Origin of the sequence: Pseudoalteromonas sp. R3 (assembly GCF_004014715.1) — a bacterium.
In the GTDB taxonomy this organism is placed as follows: Bacteria; Pseudomonadota; Gammaproteobacteria; order Enterobacterales; family Alteromonadaceae; genus Pseudoalteromonas.
This window is the reverse complement of record NZ_CP034834.1, coordinates 628524-645253: the sequence shown is the minus strand read 5'-3', so window position 1 is coordinate 645253 and position 16730 is coordinate 628524. Positions and strand designations below refer to the sequence as shown.

The 16730-nt window shown below is 48.9% G+C and carries 12 protein-coding genes; 6 read left to right on the top strand and 6 right to left on the bottom strand.

Translation table 11 applies throughout. The features are described 5' to 3' along the window. Positions 1-117: 117 nt before the first annotated feature. Complete coding sequence (locus tag ELR70_RS02290) at positions 118-660, top strand: hypothetical protein (RefSeq protein ID WP_054016398.1); 543 nt, start codon at positions 118-120, stop codon at positions 658-660. 1 nt (position 661) lies between these two features. Here ELR70_RS02290 and ELR70_RS02285 read toward each other — a convergent pair whose 3' ends face one another. Genes ELR70_RS02285 through ELR70_RS02270 form a run of 4 tightly spaced genes read right to left on the bottom strand, consistent with a single transcriptional unit; the run spans position 662 to position 6494 of the window. Continuing rightward, a complete protein-coding gene (locus ELR70_RS02285; RefSeq protein ID WP_054016399.1) occupies positions 662-1327 on the bottom strand; it encodes a class I SAM-dependent methyltransferase in 666 nt (221 codons plus the stop codon). Between the two features lie 9 nt (positions 1328-1336). Then, positions 1337-4993, bottom strand: a complete 3657-nt coding sequence (locus ELR70_RS02280; RefSeq protein ID WP_054016400.1) for an AAA family ATPase — start codon at positions 4991-4993, stop codon at positions 1337-1339. Beyond that, positions 4990-6210, bottom strand: a complete 1221-nt coding sequence (sbcD, locus tag ELR70_RS02275) for an exonuclease subunit SbcD (protein ID WP_054016401.1) — start codon at positions 6208-6210, stop codon at positions 4990-4992. Before sbcD ends, ELR70_RS02280 begins: the two co-directional genes overlap by 4 nt. Before the next feature lie 53 nt (positions 6211-6263). Next, a complete protein-coding gene (locus ELR70_RS02270; protein WP_054016402.1) occupies positions 6264-6494 on the bottom strand; it encodes a hypothetical protein in 231 nt (76 codons plus the stop codon). 433 nt (positions 6495-6927) lie between these two features. On the opposite strand from ELR70_RS02270, the gene ELR70_RS02265 reads away from it, so the two are divergent. The 3 genes from ELR70_RS02265 (at position 6928) to ELR70_RS02255 (ending at position 12403) form a co-directional block, all read left to right on the top strand. Then, a complete protein-coding gene (locus ELR70_RS02265; RefSeq protein WP_054016403.1) occupies positions 6928-7422 on the top strand; it encodes a DUF6702 family protein in 495 nt (164 codons plus the stop codon). 306 nt (positions 7423-7728) lie between these two features. Beyond that, entirely contained in the window at positions 7729-11235 is a 3507-nt protein-coding gene (locus tag ELR70_RS02260; RefSeq protein WP_054016405.1) for a hypothetical protein, read from the top strand. Between the two features lie 85 nt (positions 11236-11320). Further along, on the top strand, positions 11321-12403 hold the full coding sequence (locus tag ELR70_RS02255) for a hypothetical protein (RefSeq protein ID WP_128064434.1): 1083 nt from the start codon (positions 11321-11323) through the stop codon (positions 12401-12403). A gap of 46 nt (positions 12404-12449) precedes the next feature. Here ELR70_RS02255 and ELR70_RS02250 read toward each other — a convergent pair whose 3' ends face one another. Both ELR70_RS02250 and ELR70_RS02245 read right to left on the bottom strand, forming a co-directional pair. Next, the gene (locus ELR70_RS02250; protein WP_054016407.1) at positions 12450-13901 is read right to left on the bottom strand and encodes a metallophosphoesterase; all 1452 of its coding nucleotides are present in this window, start codon (positions 13899-13901) and stop codon (positions 12450-12452) included. A gap of 87 nt (positions 13902-13988) precedes the next feature. Continuing rightward, positions 13989-14780 (bottom strand): transporter substrate-binding domain-containing protein, encoded by a 792-nt coding sequence (locus ELR70_RS02245; RefSeq protein WP_054016408.1) that lies wholly within the window; start codon positions 14778-14780, stop codon positions 13989-13991. A 175-nt stretch (positions 14781-14955) separates the two neighbouring features. Here ELR70_RS02245 and ELR70_RS25175 point away from each other — a divergent pair, with 175 nt between their 5' ends. Both ELR70_RS25175 and ELR70_RS25170 read left to right on the top strand, forming a co-directional pair. Continuing rightward, positions 14956-15867: an alkaline phosphatase D family protein gene (locus tag ELR70_RS25175; RefSeq protein WP_241566296.1), complete on the top strand. Its 912-nt coding sequence runs from the start codon at positions 14956-14958 to the stop codon at positions 15865-15867. Next, positions 15789-16532, top strand: coding sequence for an alkaline phosphatase D family protein (locus tag ELR70_RS25170; protein ID WP_241566295.1), 744 nt, complete (start codon positions 15789-15791; stop codon positions 16530-16532). Before ELR70_RS25175 ends, ELR70_RS25170 begins: the two co-directional genes overlap by 79 nt. The last annotated feature ends 198 nt before the right edge of the window (positions 16533-16730 follow it).

Sequence of the window (16730 nt, the reverse complement as noted above, 5' to 3'; positions counted from 1 at the left end):
TCAGAAAAGTTAGAGCGAAAGCTCAGTGTAAAGGGGGTTTACAGCTGATAACTCGAAAGAGCGGTACAAAAACAGATATAATATTCAGAGTATTAGCAAACACCTTTTAGTGAGATCATGAATTTACCAACTTACGGGTTTGGCGCAGAGCAGGGGATGCTGGCTATTTATGTCGAACACCCGCCAAAACTCGCAGAATTTCAAAAATTAAATAAAGTCATAGCCTTACAGGCTGGGGAAATCGACTACATCAACCAGCAATGTGGTAATGGTTGGCGCAAGGTGTTTAATGTCTATGCCAAGTTTATAGCTGAACTTAGTCACCCAGATCACGATTTTACTAACCAACCAAAACACTATCCAAGCTGGCAAAAGTATCGGGATAAGCGGCTGTTACAGCAGGGAAGTCAGGAGGCTTTATTGTTCTCTGTGCCTGATCTGGCTGCCAATCGCTATGACTGGCACATCATAGCGGGGCGCACTTATGCAAAAGCTTTACTCAGAGATCATATTTTTACTAACTCTTTGCACTGGATAGATGAGGAATTTGCCATCGACCCCGTTAATAAGTTACTGATCTGCCCGTATTTGGATTATCGCCAGCTTAGTAATATAAAGATCTCAAAGCTGGCTGAGCTGATCCTGACGGAGCATAACTGAGTTACTGTTTAATACAGCTTAAGCCACTGAACCCTAACGCTTTAAAGAACATATGAGCGGCAGAAAAACCGCTTTCATCCAGCAGCTCTGCCAGCCGGATCCTGTCGAGTGGGTAAAATTCGTGCTCCAGATTATGACGCATTCGTTCTTCGCCGATATGAGTCAGGCCCATTGCGCGGCAGTGCTTAAGCTGAGACTCGCGCTCAAATGGGGTTTCGGGCTTCATTAGATCCGCCAGAAGCAGCTGTTTACCCAGCTTGAGGTTACTATGAATTGACTCCAGTAGTGCCAGCTTAGCGCCATCGTCTGCCACAAAATGCATCACCAACAGGCACAGTGCAACATCTGCCTGATACTGGCCCGGCACCAGCGGCCCTGAATGCATGGTCACGCGCGATGACAATCCACAGTTAGTAAAATTTTGATCTGCGATGGCCAGCATATCGTCAGACACATCCTGTACGATGAAAGTCCAGTTCGGGTTACCCTCTGCCAGCTGCAGTACTTCTTTTCCAGTCCCGGCGCCCACAATCAGGACCTCAGCCTGCTCGGGTAATAGCGTCTGTAACTGTGCCTGAACCAGTTCATGTAACAGCTGATAGCCAGGCACCAGGCGCTCAATGCGACTGTCGTAATGGGTTGCTTCATCCTTTGTAAAACTGGGCATGATGTCTCCTTATCGTTCACTGATGGTGACTGACGAATAACCGCCGGCCTGTTTTTGTACTTTAATCTGTGTCGCAACGCGTTCGGTCATTTCTGCCACATGGGAAATAACACCCACTTTACGCCCTTGCGACTGTAAAGCATCAAGCGCATCCAGCGCCACGCTAAGCGTATGTGGATCCAAAGTGCCAAATCCTTCATCAATAAACAATGAGCTGATTTGAACCTGGTTTGATGAGAGAGAAGCCAAACCCAGCGCCAGTGCCAGTGACACTAAAAATGACTCGCCACCAGAGAGCGTGTTTACGCTGCGCTGTTCATCAGCCATATCCCGGTCAATTATCGCAATTTCGAGGGACTGACCTATTACCGTCAGACGATAACGATTACTCAGGCTGCAAAGGTGATGGTTTGCATACTGCAATAAGATCCGCAGCGTCTGCGCCTGAGCCAGATTGCGCATAGTTTTACCCGTAGCATCACCAAGCAAGCGATTTAGCAAATGCCAGTGTTCATACTCAGCTTGTTGAGTCTGAAGTTGCTCATACTGTTCAGCCAGATACGCTTTATTATCTTCGTGCTGTTTTAGCACGGCATTGATGCTGACCAGCTGTGCCTGGTTTTCGTCTCGCACCTTTTGCAGCTGCGCCAAAGTTGCCTTAAGTTGCTCCAGGCTTTGCTCAGTTGCGGGATTAGCCCGAAGTAGCTGAAGCTCCTCATTAAGGTGCGCATGCTTGCTTTGAGCACTTTGAAAAGCCTTATTTAGCTCTTCATACGCCTGTAACAAGGTTTGCCACTGTGTTTTATCCCATTGCAGCAGTGTCTCGACTTCGTCCTCAGTCAGTGTCTCAAACTGCGTTTTTACCTCAGTGAACCAGACTTGGTAACGAGACTGAATTTTTTCGAGCGCTTCGTGCTGCTGCTGTTGCGACTGTTGTTTATGTACCAATGTCAGTGCCTGAGATTCCTGTGCCTGGCGCAACTCGGTTGCATGCTGCGTAGCCTGAGCGAGGGCAGCCTCAGCGCTTTGCTGCGCTTCCAGCAAAGACTGATGCCAGTTGTCGGCGCTGACCTCCAAAGGCTGTATTGCAGTACGTTCGCGCGTCAGTGCATCAGCTTGCTCAGCCAGTTGCTGATCTGAGCGCACCGCTTTATCAAGTTGCACTTGTTTGTCGTGGCGCTGTTGCTCTAGTAACTTCGCCTGTTGTTCATCGTTACTGATTTTTTGTTGTAGCTCTGCAACTAATGCTTGCTGCTGCTGCCTCTGTCGCACCTGCTCAGTCAGTATTGCGATGGCATCGTCAGGTGCTTGCTCAAACTGCTGCCACCATAATGGCACTGGATATAACTGTTTTATCTCTGCTACTGCATCGTGCTGTTCAGTTTGAATGTCTGTCAACCTGCTCTGCACATAAGCCAATGACTGCTCAGCTCGTTCTATCTGGTTTTGCAACAACCGCAGCTGTTCCTCCTGTTGCTGTAACTCCTGCTGGCATGTCTGTTGTTGCTGCCACAATTGTTGCTGTCTCTTACTCAGCTGGCTGTAGGTATGTAATTTTTGCTCCAGCTGAGCCAGATATGCCTGAGGATCGCCTGTATCTCGTAACTCTGCCGGCAGCTGCGCTAAAATCTCTGCAACCTGAGCGAGCTTTCTGCTGAGCTGCGCCTCATGCTGGAGCGCGGCCTGTAGCTGACCATTACACTTTTCGGCCTGACCAACCAAGTCATGATACCGCTGTTGTGTCTGCTCACGGGCCTTTTCTGCAGCCTGATATTGCGATTCAAAATCGGCTATCAGTGTTTGCCAGTGGCTGTCGATATGATCCACACCATAGGGGTGCTCGGTCGAACCACACACCATGCATTCCTGACCAGCAACCAGCTGAGCCCTCAAGTTACTGACACTGTCACTGGCCCGAAAGCGCACCTGCTGGAGATTTTCCTGGGTCAGTAACACGCGTTGTCTGGTTAGTTCATCCTGCTGCTCTGTATCTTTAAGCTGCTGCTGCAGACTATGATGCTGATGCCTTAAGCGGTCAATATGAACACGGTGTTCACCGAGTTCCTGGTCCAGCTCCTTGCGCTGTTGCTGGCTCTGCTGCGCCTGTAATAACTGAGTGCGCTGAAATTGTAACGTCTCATAATCGAGCCCACTTAGCTCAGACTGAGTGGCATTCAGGCTGGCCTGAACATCTGTGAGTTGTTGCTTTAGCTCAGCCAGTTTGGGTTTTAGTCCTTGCTGTGCCACCCTGTCTTTATCAACACTCACCTGTGTTTGCTGCTGTTCAGCCATCAGTTTAATGCGTTGCTGCTGACAGCTCTGCCAGTGCGCCAGCGCATTGCTGACCTGCGGCCAATGCGCACTCAAATGGGTAAGCTCAGGTTCTGCTTCACAACGGGACTGCAATAGCGCCATCTCCTGGCGATCAGTTTTCAGTTGCACTTCTAATTTTTCAACGTCTTGTATCAGCGTATCATGCTGCGCTCGCATTTCATTGAGCGCCGCAGTGCTCTGTGCCAGCAGCTGCTTATTGGCTTCGCGTTGTTGATCTAACTCACGCAATGCATGCAGAGCGGGCGCTGCTGCCTGCAACTGCTGTTTTGCCTGTGTAAGTCGCGTCTGAGCATCTTGCTGGGCACTGCGTGCAGAGCGGATCTGCGGGGTGTAATCTTGCTGTTGCAGTGCACTGATATCCGCATCCAGCTGTGTTAACCGGGCTATGGCTTCTTTGGCCTGGACCCGGTTGTCCGCTATCACTTCTACCGACTGTGCACGCCTGGCTTTATTGTAGTCATCCTGTAGCTCTTTCAGGCGCTGCTGAAACTGCATTTGCTCTTGCTCAGCCAAGAGGCACTGTTGAGTCAGTTTTTCACAGGTTTGATACCAGGTGATCCCCTGCTCAAGCGTTTTTTCTTCCTGCCTGGCATGTGTAATGGATGTCGTCAAGCCGGCTACTTTGCTCTGATGCTCAGCAAGCACCTCATCACTGAGCAAAGTAACGTGATTCAGTGATTGTTTGCGCTGCTCCAGTGCATCCTGTTTGGCTTTATGGTGTTCAAAAATTGCCTTACCTATGACACTGAACTTGGCCGTACCGGTCAGGGTTTCTAGCAGCTGCGCACGCTCATCACTGTTCGCTTTTAAAAAGGCGGCAAACTCATGCTGTGCAAGTAAGACTGCCCGGGAAAACTGCTCAAAGTTCAATCCCAGCAGTTGCTCCAGAAGCTGTTTGGCTTCGGTGGTTTTGGTGGCAAGTAGGGTGTCATCACTTACTCGCACAACCTGGTGTTCGGCCTCTTTCACTCGCCCGTTGAGCTTATTGCGGGCACGGCTGACACGCCAGCTTGCGCGGTATTGCTCACCATCCTGACCACAAAAAGTCACTTCAGCCAAGGCACTGACACAACCACGACGCAATAGGTTACGCGGATCATTGAGCTTTAGCTCATCGCCATTAAGTAACACTTTGTTTTTGGCGTCTGCTTTTAAGCGTGCTGTTTTGCCATAGAGCGCCAGGCAAATGGCATCCAGCAAGGTGCTTTTACCTGCGCCGGTGTCTCCGGTGATGGCAAACAGGCCAGTATCTTTGAGCGGAGGTTGAGTAAAGTCGATTTCAGCATCAGCCAGCGATGCCAGATTCTGTACTTGGATCCCTAATAACTTCATGCTTCCTGCTCCTGTACACTGGCCAGCACCTGCATCAGGCAATTTTGCAACGCATCGGGAACAGGTTGCTCGCTGTCAATTTGTGCCTCATATGCCAACTCCAGTAAACGCATTGGCTCCAGCTTCTCGACCTGCCCCAAGTCTTCGAAGTAAGGGGTGTCTAAAGAGTGTTGTGTTGTACTGATCCGCTCGATACCACAAAAGTGGACACGTTTATCAGTCAGTGCCTGCTCAATCTTAACGCGGAACTGGCTATCCGTGTCACTGGCATTGAGACGTAGCCTCAGGTAAGGCGTCGCTTCGGGCTTGTCTTGATAGTCAGATAGATCCAAATCACTCAGTAACTCAAGTAATTCATCCAAAGTCGCGCCACCGCGTTCAGGGAGCAAAATCACCGGCTTTAGGCGGGGAACGTCAAGGGGCTTTACACCACTGAGGACATTGTCGGAAAATTCCACCAGCAGCACCTGATGTCGATAGTTGCGCTCCGAAAATGACATCGGTAAGGGCGTCCCACAGTATCGAATTGATTCACAGCCTGCGACTTTTTGTGCTTTATGCAAATGTCCCAGTGCTACATAATCAGGGCGCTCACCAAATACAGTTGCAGTAATGGCATCGAAGCCACCTATCGTGATGTTGCGCTCGGAGTCACCAGAAATACTGCCCCCTTTTGCATGCAAATGACCCATAGCCAGAACCGGATGTTGCTCATCCAGACTTTGGTATGCAGCATGATATGCACGTTCCACGCCCTGCTGATACGCCAGCGGGTCGTCGGGTTGACTGTCCAGATCGGCACTGCGCAAAAAAGGCATAGCCACAACCTGTAACGTGCCCTGTTCGGTTACGAGGGTTTTAACCACATCCTGAGGATTATGCTTATCAAAGCGACCCACCACATGGGTATCAAACTGACTCAGTAACGGCTTGGCGGTTTCTATTCGATTAGCAGAATCATGATTGCCTGCAGTGATCACAATATGTAGACCCGGGTTGTTCATTTTTACACGCTTTATGAACGAATATAGCTGTTGCTCAGCCATAGCGGAGGGCGTTGCACTGTGATAGATGTCGCCACTGACAATTAAAACATTGATTTGATAGGAGGTGAGTGTGTCGCACAGCCAGTCGAGAAAAAACTGATGTTCAGCGTGACGGCTGTGCTCGTAAAACTGTTGACCCAAATGCCAGTCAGATGTGTGTAAAACCTTCATGCAGCGTTCCTTAACCTTAATGTCGGTTAATATACACTGCTTAGGCGAAGAGGTTAATGGCTGAGTTGACGCCAGGCGTAAATCACGACAGGTATCACCAGTAACCAAAGTGCTCTTAAATAACGATTGTGTTTGCCATGTAATCGTTTCAGTGCCGATTTTTCGTTACACGCGGCCACTTTATCTACGTAAAAATAACCGTTATCTAGATACTCTTTACAGTTCTGTTCGTCTGCCGGTATGGCAACGAGTTTCTCATGTTTTTTTAGTATGTAGAAATCCATACTGCTCACCACATTTTAAGCTAAACGGGTACTTAGTACAGAGCAAAACCAACGCCAGTTTTACTCGCCGATTGAAAAGTCCGCGATTTTACTGGGAATTTAGTTCCGATTTCAACCATTGAATTTGGCTTTTTTAATTTATTTGTAAAATAGAGACAATAAATTTGCAAAATGGGAACTTGGCACGAAAATTTATTGTCATTTTGACACACAAAGCATGTCACTTTTACATACCTGGAATGCAGGGTTTATACAGCCAGCAATAACGGGGCCAAGACACATCGCACACTAGACCAATGCAAACAATGAAAAACTCAATGCGCTCACTACATACTGATTATTTTAATCTGGATAACAAGGACAGCAGTAAAATAACAATAATCAGAACCAATTCGCGATATGATAGAACCCGAAAGCAACCAAGGGGGACCACATGAAGGATCGGCTGATTGCCGCACTGGCATTAATTTGGGCAAACACCGCAACAGCGCACCAGATAAAAGCCGCTATGACAACAGTACTGATTGACCCAAATAGTGAGCAGCTCGAACTCATGCATCGATTTTATTTGCACGATACAGAACATGCTGTTGAGAAACTATTTGGTGAAGAGGCTAACCTCTTTCAAAACGCATCAGACAGAGCCCGCTTTGCCGAGTATGTGCATAATACTGTGGCGCTTAAAGATGAAAACGGTAAAGTCATACCCCTTTCCTTATACAGCGGTAGCATAGACGGACAGTTTTTCTGGGTGACCCAACGCGCTCCTATGCCCGATGTGTTGAATCGCCTGCAAATGCGCCATGATGCGCTCAGGGATGTCTGGTCAGAACAGGTCAATATGGTCAACTTCAAAACACATGATGCGATTCAGACACTGCACTTTAACGGTGCTGATGGCTGGCTGTGGGTGAGTTTCCCTAAGTAGCAATTGCGCTTTTTTCACCAATAGAGCTAAAACCAAAGTTACCTTGCTTATCACACTCCATGATTAGACTTTTGAATATAAAACTAAAGTCCGGTTAGATATTGCCAAAACGCTGTATCTGATTAAAATACACCCTGAACCAATAATAGCAATAAAGCACATACTGCATCAGGACGAAGTGGATTCACAGCAAGGATATGGCATTCTAACTGATACATAACTTTCCCCCTTCTCTTTAGACCGTCGACCCATGTAGTGGTCTGACCTGCGTATTGCTCTACTACCTCGAAATTTCGGAGACTAAACATGGAATTCAAAAAAACACTCCTCGCGATAGGTGTTCTGTCTGTACTCAGCGGATGCGGCTCTGACAACGACAATGCAAAACAGACCACTCAGGATCAGACTCCAGATACCACAAGCACATCCCGTGAAATAAAAGGTGTTGCAGCAAAAGGCACCCTGATCAACGCGCCTGTGACTTTTTTCACACTTAAGGAAGGTAAGCCCGTTCAGGTAACAGAGCAGAGCGCTGTTTTTACCGATGAAAAGGGGCAGTTTAGTACCACCCTTGATGGCGTACAGGGCATAGTCAAAGCACAGATCAGTGTCAGTCAGGATACGCAAAAACCAACCTACATGATCTGTGATGCACCAGCTGGATGTGGTCAAAATGATGCGGGTAATGCTATTGCATTTGGGGAGCGCATTAATCTGACCAAAGAAGACCCAGAGCTGGTGCTAAGCACATTCGTTAATGTAACCGAGCAGTCAAGCACGGCCAATATTACACCGCTGACGCACTTTGCAGCAGCAATTGCCCAGCAGCGCGGAGACGTTTCAGTTGAGTCCATTGAGAAAGCACACTCAGAAATCGCGGATCTGTTTGGGCTGGTCGGTGCACTGCAGCAAATGACGCCAACAATGCTAGAAGACAGCGCCTCACTGCTGGGGGAGGATAACAGTAACGATCTACGCTATGCACTGATCAACGCCGGTATAGCACACGCCTTGTTTGCGGATTCAAATGAACAAACAAATGCTCTGAGCACCCGCCTGGCTGAGGCTATTGCTGATATTCAGGCAACTGACGGCGCCTTTTTGGCCAACCGTGAAGGAGATGACGATGCCAGCTTTGAATTTAATCTCAGTGATATTCTTGCTGGTGCAGAGCTGGCCAGCAAACAACTGATCACGCTGATTAAAGCGGATCCCACTTTGGCAGATCAGTTAGGCAAACTCAGCAAGCTAGAAAAACTTTCAACCCGACTACACAATGAGATGCTCAGCGCCGACATGGAATCCGAGGATCGTGTCAAAGGTCAGGCACAACAGCAAAGTGGGAAAGATGCCGTAGCCAAAGCGGCAGCCATGGTGCAAGACATTCGCGTATTTGCCAACCTGTTTGATATTGCTGATGCACAAGGTAAGGACGTACAGACTCAGGGTGAACAGTTTGTCACTCTCATTGAAGATGCAACCGATGTGGTACGTGAACAAGCGAACTCGTATAAACTGCTTGCGGATGTTTCCGAAGCCTTAGCCTTAATCGACAGTGCTCGCCGCGCTGGTGACTTGCCCAACAATAACCTGCCAATCAAACTGGATGATTATCTGGAATTGGCCGGAGCGACCGGTGTAGCTGTTATCGACGAAGCCGGATTGAGCTACTCAGTCTCTGCTTCAGCCGGTGATGAGCAGCTGCAAGCCAACGCTAACATAATGATTGCTGAGGACAACAAAACTTATACGCTGACCGTTTCAGGCAAAGTTGAAAATAGCATTGCCGCGTTAACTCTCCACCCGGGTAGCCAAGTCCAGGTCGTGTTGAATCAACCCGTCACCGTGGCACAGCTCAAAGAAGATAATACCCCGACACTTGATGGTCGCCATGGTAGCCTGACACTGAACGTAACCGTAGCACAAAAAGCGACAGACGCCGTCGCTAACCCGGTGAGCTTTAAAGGTATGATCAATGCAGAGCTGACTGCTAAGCACATCGAAAAAATAGAGCAAACATCCTCCTCCAGTGGCGCAATCTCTACTTACGATTTCAGCATTCGTCCGGATACCGTCTTTGTGCCTGCCATGTTGTCACTGCGCGGGGCATTTATTGCAGCTCAGGGAGATCAGATCAGCGCCAACCTGACTGTCAAACTCGATAACCTGAGCGAGTTCAACCCGGCAGGCTTTGAGCAGTTTGGCCGTGTAATTCCTAAAGCAGGTACTTTGACTTTCGCGTCGCAATCAAAAGCAAAAATCACCAGCACAGCTGGAGATACGGTAGACATTGACTATCAGCCAGTCAATGAGCAGGGCATTGCGACCCTTACCACTCAATATGCGCAGGATGATGGTACCCTAGCAACTCATATCAGAGAACTCAGCACCTATGAGGGTACTGATTATATGGTATATAAAAGAACATATTCCGATGGTTACAGTCCAACACGACTCGAGCGGGTGCTCCCTGATGGACACGGAAAGTTTGATGCTCAGTTTGTCTCATTCAGACGAGGAAAAATTGTCAGTTACGCAAACGGGCAAGTCGTACTTGAATCCGGTGAAACAATACCGGCCGATGATCTCCCTTGGAGTACCTGGATCTACGCTGACAATGCGGAAACACTCAAAAAACTCAGACGTATGCCCGTCAACTTCGCCGCGATAAAAGACGTTCAGACTTTGCTGACACCAGCACATATGGATAATATTCATCTCGCACAATTAGAAGGCGGATATGCTCGCTATCAGCTCACAGAACAAGACTACCAGGTTGGTGGTAGCTATACCCTGTCTGCGCGTTATTTGTATCCCAAGTTTTCTAATCAGCCAGAGATTACCGTAGCAGCAGACGGTAATACCGTGACGTCTGTTATTGGTGAACTGACACAGTCCTGGACTTCGTCAAGCGACGATGCCAAAGCAGCGAATTATCACTATAGCGTGTCGCATAACGGCACGGCCATAGAACAAAAGTCTGCGTTCATTAATGTGGTTGAGCCGGTCAATGAGCAAAATGCCTACATGATTAGTACGCGCTACTTTGATCAGTTCCACAACATTGACAGAAGTATTACTGCTTTCCTCAAGCCAAGCAGCGCGGGAGGCTATGCCGCATACTATATCGAACCATACGGCCTCAATGAACAGGGCCTGCCGGTAGACGCAAATGGGAAGTATATTGACCCGGAGCAAAACCCTGCATGGACTGCGAGTTTTGATACTTATGAGCAAGCAGTATGGGATATCACCGGAACCGAGCTGGCCATCAGCCGTCAGGGCATCGCACGGGTTGAATTTGAACGTAACCTTCGACAGTACCAAACACTTCGTTACCCGGGACATGGTCAAATCAGCGTGTATTATTTCGGGCGGTTTAGCAGTTACGACGCTTTTGTCATCATAGGTAAGCCAGACAACACCTATCAGATCGAGAACGAAACCAACTATCTGGATGTCAGTGCCGCCATGAATGTCAATGTCACGCTGGGTGAATACCATGTAGATCTATCTCTGCTTGGCCAGCGCACCGACTTCAAAGCTGGGGAGCTGGAACTGGATGTAGACTACCAGTTACCGGGGTCCGAACTGAAACGCAGTTTTACTGTGTACTATAACACCGAAACACAGCAACTCTCGGCCAACAACGCAGAGGGAGTCTCTTTGGTGATGGCAGAAGCAGACACTGACACTCAGGGAGAGCAGACGCTGGGCACCATCATGGTAGGAGAAGAGCAGGCCGCCAGAATAGTGAAACGAGATTCAGGAGTCTTCATTATTTACTCTAACGAGCAAATTGAAACTCTGTGATAGCAAAACCCTCGCTGGCCAGAGCTTTGTGATCAGTGAGGAGACCTTGTGGGCCAGTCACAACTGGCCCTTCTTATGGAATACTATGAACAAGCAAAAAGTCTTTGGGATTTGTGTCGGCCTGTTGCTCTCATCAGTTGCTGCGGCAGATACCCAGGAAGTAACGATATACCTCGACAGTAACAGCCAGACCAATATTGCCCCCGTACTAAAGATAGCGCGGGACAAATGGGACCAGTCCCCTGAATCAGATGCCTCATATGGCTTTTCTCAGTCTCGCTTTGGGATAGCATATCGTCATCAGGCTTTTGAAAACTGGCAGCTACATATGATGCAACGCGTCGATTACCTGATTGATACCAATGCCCAGACGGCCCTGGGTTACTATCAGGAGCAAAATGATCAGGCGCTGACAAGTTTTGATAATTACGATACCAAACTCACGTTGACCGGGGCACGCAGTAAAGGACTGGGACTGGCCTATCAGCACCAATTCGATGCACTGGCAATAACAGTACAAGCCAACTACTGGCAACTCAACTATCTGAGAGACTCTCAACTGAGCGGCATGCTCTCAGGTACAGATGATCTGCAATTGCGCGGTTCGCTGCAATTTAGTGAATACTACAGCCACAATAACTTTCTCAAACGACCCAATACAGATAACGCCTGGCGCACTCACGGAGATGGCTTGTCACTTGATGTGCATTTTGACTGGCAAGTCTCTGAACAGTTTACCTTATCAGGCAAGTTCATCGACCTGTACAATGAGTTTAATATTGATCAGATCGGGTTTACCGAGGCTGACATTAATACCAAAGGCAGCTTTGTTGACAATGTGGGGTTTAGCAGTTTTCGTCCGCTACTAAAAGGACTAGAAACCACTCAAAATCATACCTTTGATTTACCCAGTCAAGTTTACTTGCAAGGACAATATCAGTATCGGGGATACGACTATCTGGCCAGTGTTCGCCGCCAGGGCGACCAGCATTTTGCACAGCTGGGCATGAAACTGGATAACTGGCGTATCATGCTTGATCCAATCAATCTGGCTCCCGAGCTGGCTTACCAGGGCCAGACATGGTCAGTGACCACCGCTTTGGATCACATCAACCCAAACAAGGCGCTCACACTCAGGCTTAATCTGAGCTGGCAGCTGGCCTGGTAAACAAGGTGATTGTCGCCACTCATTCATCCCGTAGCGACCTGTTATCTTAGCGTGCAATCTGACAAAGCGCTTTACCTTGCTCAGCCTGCTTGCTGCCACACTTAAGGAAAACCTGCCCCTGGGTGTTGTAAAACTGCCCCTGCCATTGATTGTCTTTTTCCAGCTGAATCGTGATATAGCCAAACTCTCCCTGAGTATTGCCCTGCGCGCGTTTACCATCAATCTGAGTACTAAACCCGCTGTTAGCACCAGTTGAACTCAGGCTGACGCCACTGTTCCCCACCACCAACTGAGACGGACGACCGCTACCCTTACCAAAAGCCAGTGACTGGTAAATATGCATATGCCCCGACAGGGACAAGCTGACCTCAGGCGGTAACTGCTGTGACAGGGTAGTTTTGAGCGCCGTTTGCAGCATGTTTGTGATTGAGGGCGTGCCAACCGGGCCGCTTTGTCCCCACAGCGGTCTGTGTGTCATCATCCATAACGGGGTTTTCACCCGCGACGCGAGGTTCTGCAACTGGGAGTACTGGTCACGATATTGGCGCGTAAGGGTTTGTGGCGAGCGAGAATCGCAGGCATTGGCCGAATCCATCACCCACAGCGCCAGAGAGTCCAGCTCCAGCAGATAGGGGTCTATCATCACAATATGATCGCTTGCCTCGCTGGGCGGCTGGCTGAACTCCCCCTGATAAGGGCAAGACTGCTGTGCAATGCCGCCAGGTAAGTCTGAACCTGGTCCCAGAAAATAAAACCAGCCCGGGCCTGCCCGGCTGCATAGTTCATGATTGCCTCGGGCAAATACCCAGGGGGCGCTGGCCAGCAAAGACTTAGCAGGCGCGAATAAATCGGCATGCCAGCTCTGCCAGGTATCGGGCTTTGGACTGCCGCTGGCATTTTGCGAGTAATAGGTTTCAGTTAATCCACAGGAAGGGCCACCATAGCCACCATCTCCCGCATCATAAGCATAAATATCTTTGCTGATACTGCCCGACGTACCGCGGTAGTTGAAATCGCCCATATGCAGGATTAACTGCTTGGTTTGTTGTGCGCCCAAGTCCGCCAGCTGAGCAAAAGGCTGTGCAGCACTTGTGCCTTCGCACACAGAGCTTTTACAGCCCGAATCACCAAACACCTGGACATGCTCTGGTGCCAGAGTAACTGGTGCCAGTTCAATATCGCCATAAGAGAGGCGATACTGAGTATCAGGGCTTATCACGGCTTCACAAACCGTCACCGGAAAATTATCTGGATCCGGATTTAATCGTCTGGCCTGAGTCTTTATCGCCTCACCACTTGAATGCAACAACTGCGGACATTGCTGATCTGTGATGTGCGCACCATCGACAATGGCTCTGGCATAGATCTGCACACCACCTTTTTGCGTGGGTGCCAGCATAGTATATGCGGCGTAAACTTGCGGGTTATTGGCGGCACTGTCTGCGGTGCCCATACACCCAGAGAGTAAAACAAACAAAGGGAGAATGTGTTTGCGCATTGTTTTTTCCTTTATTGCGGCTCCGTTGGCTCCCTTAGTGTAGACCACATTAAAGCGGTAATTATATTACCGCCTGTTTCAGTTAGTTCAGCGAGGTACATTATGATGAGTGTAGCGCTCCACCAGTTTATCGATATCAGGGCGCAATCTTTCTATCACCCCATTAAAACGTGCCAGTTGTGCCGCATCAAACAACCCCTTGCGCAATAGAAAGTGCACCTGATTGTTGTGAACCGGATAGTCCCATATATAGACATTCTTTATGCCGAGTTTACGCGCCATAAACCGGCCAAGTATCTCATCTTCAACAATAAAATCGACGCGCTTTTTAGCCAGCATCTCCACGCGCTGAGTACTGCCAGAAATCCCTACCAGCAAGTGCCCAAAGTTGGGACTTTCGGCGAGGCTTTTAAGTTCTTCCCCATAATAAGAGCCAATACTTAAACCAATTCGGTACCCCAAACGCAAGAGTGCTTTTAAATCTATGGCCAGACGTGGCTGACGAAGAGAAAATAGCCGCATTTTTTCCCATCGATAGGGGGCTGAAAACACCCCCAATTCGGCACGCTCCTGAACATAGCTAACCATCAGCAATACATCGACCGTTCCCTTACCCAGTTGATCTAAACTACGGGCAGACGTGGGCAGACGCAAAAAGCGCGGACAGATATTCAGTTCGGCAAACACTTTGCGGGCAATTTCTACATCCAGCCCATATGCGCCGCGCTCATCAACAGCAGTAAGTGGCGGCCAATCAGCAACTACACCAATTTTCACTTCGCTGGTACATGACTGCTGCGCATGAACCTGCGACCCAAAAAACAATCCCCCCAAAACAAGAAAGCACCACACTTTGAGATACAACCTGATACCAATCACTCTCACCTGCTTAATCTCTGACCTTGGTCTTTTAGTTATAGCCATTATCGCGGCAGTTTTAAATCAAAGAGGCAAGTTTGGTCGCAAAGCGTGTTTAATGTAATATTTTTGTTATATAAAATTAACATAAACGCGTTTAAATACCGCCCAAAAATGATAATTAGAGTATTTACTTATGAGCCTATCCCGTCGCGAATTCTTTAAAACCAGTATGATGCTATCCACTGTTCCCCTCACTCTGGGATTGAGTGGCTGCACCTTTTCTCAAAGTCCGTTTAGTCACGGCGTTGCCAGTGGCGACCCGTTAGATGATCGGGTGATCTTATGGACCCGCATTACCATTCCACCTGAGGTGCAGGAGCGGGTGGATATGGCCACACTCAGTGTCAAAGTACTCTGGCAGGTCTCAAAGGATCCACAGTTTTCTGTTCTGATTACAGAGGGATATGAGATCACCGATGGGCAGCGCGATTTCACCGTTAAGGTAGACGCCACAGGGCTTGCTCCCGACACCCGCTATTATTATCGCTTTATCATCGATGAGCTGGACAAGCCCATCATCTCGCCAACAGGGCGCACCAAAACCCTGCCAGCCTACGATGTTAGCCAGGTTAAGCTGGCCATGACGTCGTGCTCGCACTTTAGCTATGGGTACTTTAATGTGTATGCCCGTATCGCGGAAATTGACGACCTGGATGCCGTGCTACACCTGGGTGACTACTTGTACGAATACGGTAATAAAGATGTCTACCGCAATCCGTTCTTGTGGAACCGTAAAGTGCAACCAGCTCACGAAATGGTGACGCTGGACGACTACCGGGTGCGCCATGCCTGTTATAAAACCGACGAAGACTTGCAAACCCTGCATCAGACCCACCCGATGATCTGTATCTGGGATGACCATGAGTTTACCAACGATACCTGGTCGGGCGGGGCAGAAAACCACAATGACGGCGAGGGTAACTGGCAAACCGTAAGGCCGCCGCAATTAAAGCCTATTATGAGTGGATGCCGATCCGTGAACCAAACGACAACAACCGGGAGCGATCTTATCGCCGCTTCCAGTTTGGATCTTTGCTGGATCTGAATATGCTCGACACCCGTTTGATCGGTCGCGATCAACAAGTTGAGATCAAAGATCCGGCGCGCCTGGATGAGTCACGCACTTTACTGGGCTACGAGCAAGAACAATGGCTGTACGATAATCTGTTTGAGGCCAAGCAAAACGGTGTGCAGTGGAAGCTACTGGGCCAGCAGGTGCAGATGATGCAAATTCAGATGCTGGGCAAACCCATCAATGGCGATGCCTGGGATGGTTACCCGGCAGCACGCCATCGCCTGCTAGATTTTATTGAACAAAACCAAATAGATAACGTTGTGTTTCTAACGGGAGATGTACACTCTTCGTGGGCCGCAAACATCTGTAAAAACCCCTATGACTGGCACGAATACAACCGCTTTACCCACGAAGGGGCCATTGCGGTAGAAATCGTCACCTCGTCGGTCACGTCACCGTCAATTCCGGTGCCAGGCTTGCAACAACTGGTAGGCGATGTTGGTAAAATTTTGATCCCGGAGAACCCTCATATTCGTTATGTCGATCTGGCCAATCGCGGTTTTGTGACCCTGGACATCACTCAGGATGAACTCAACGCCAGCTGGCACCATGTGCCATTTGTCGGCTTTAAGAATGATCAGTCGCACATTGGCAAGCGCTTTACCGTTAAGGCAGGCAAAGCAAAACTCGTTTAATAACAGAGAAAGTGGCACTAATGCATCACCGGGTCGCATTAGTGCCAATTTGCAGCCTCATCAGGCTCTGCGACCCGCTGCGTAAAAGACCAAGCGACGCATACTTCATTGTCCATCTGCTGGTATGGCAGTGTATTCAAGTAGATCCCGCATCAAGTGCGGGATGACTGGTTGTGTTTGCTAGGTTGTGCGTTACTC

What these genes read in the sequence shown, in the direction of transcription:
- ELR70_RS02290 (WP_054016398.1), top strand. Translation starts at nt 118, where the DNA reads ATGAATTTACCAACTTACGGGTTTGGCGCAGAGCAGGGGATGCTGGCT.
- ELR70_RS02285 (WP_054016399.1), bottom strand. Translation starts at nt 1,327, where the DNA reads ATGCCCAGTTTTACAAAGGATGAAGCAACCCATTACGACAGTCGCATT.
- ELR70_RS02280 (WP_054016400.1), bottom strand. Translation starts at nt 4,993, where the DNA reads ATGAAGTTATTAGGGATCCAAGTACAGAATCTGGCATCGCTGGCTGAT.
- sbcD (WP_054016401.1), bottom strand. Translation starts at nt 6,210, where the DNA reads ATGAAGGTTTTACACACATCTGACTGGCATTTGGGTCAACAGTTTTAC.
- ELR70_RS02270 (WP_054016402.1), bottom strand. Translation starts at nt 6,494, where the DNA reads ATGGATTTCTACATACTAAAAAAACATGAGAAACTCGTTGCCATACCG.
- ELR70_RS02265 (WP_054016403.1), top strand. Translation starts at nt 6,928, where the DNA reads ATGAAGGATCGGCTGATTGCCGCACTGGCATTAATTTGGGCAAACACC.
- ELR70_RS02260 (WP_054016405.1), top strand. Translation starts at nt 7,729, where the DNA reads ATGGAATTCAAAAAAACACTCCTCGCGATAGGTGTTCTGTCTGTACTC.
- ELR70_RS02255 (WP_128064434.1), top strand. Translation starts at nt 11,321, where the DNA reads ATGAACAAGCAAAAAGTCTTTGGGATTTGTGTCGGCCTGTTGCTCTCA.
- ELR70_RS02250 (WP_054016407.1), bottom strand. Translation starts at nt 13,901, where the DNA reads ATGCGCAAACACATTCTCCCTTTGTTTGTTTTACTCTCTGGGTGTATG.
- ELR70_RS25175 (WP_241566296.1), top strand. Translation starts at nt 14,956, where the DNA reads ATGAGCCTATCCCGTCGCGAATTCTTTAAAACCAGTATGATGCTATCC.
- ELR70_RS25170 (WP_241566295.1), top strand. Translation starts at nt 15,789, where the DNA reads ATGCCGATCCGTGAACCAAACGACAACAACCGGGAGCGATCTTATCGC.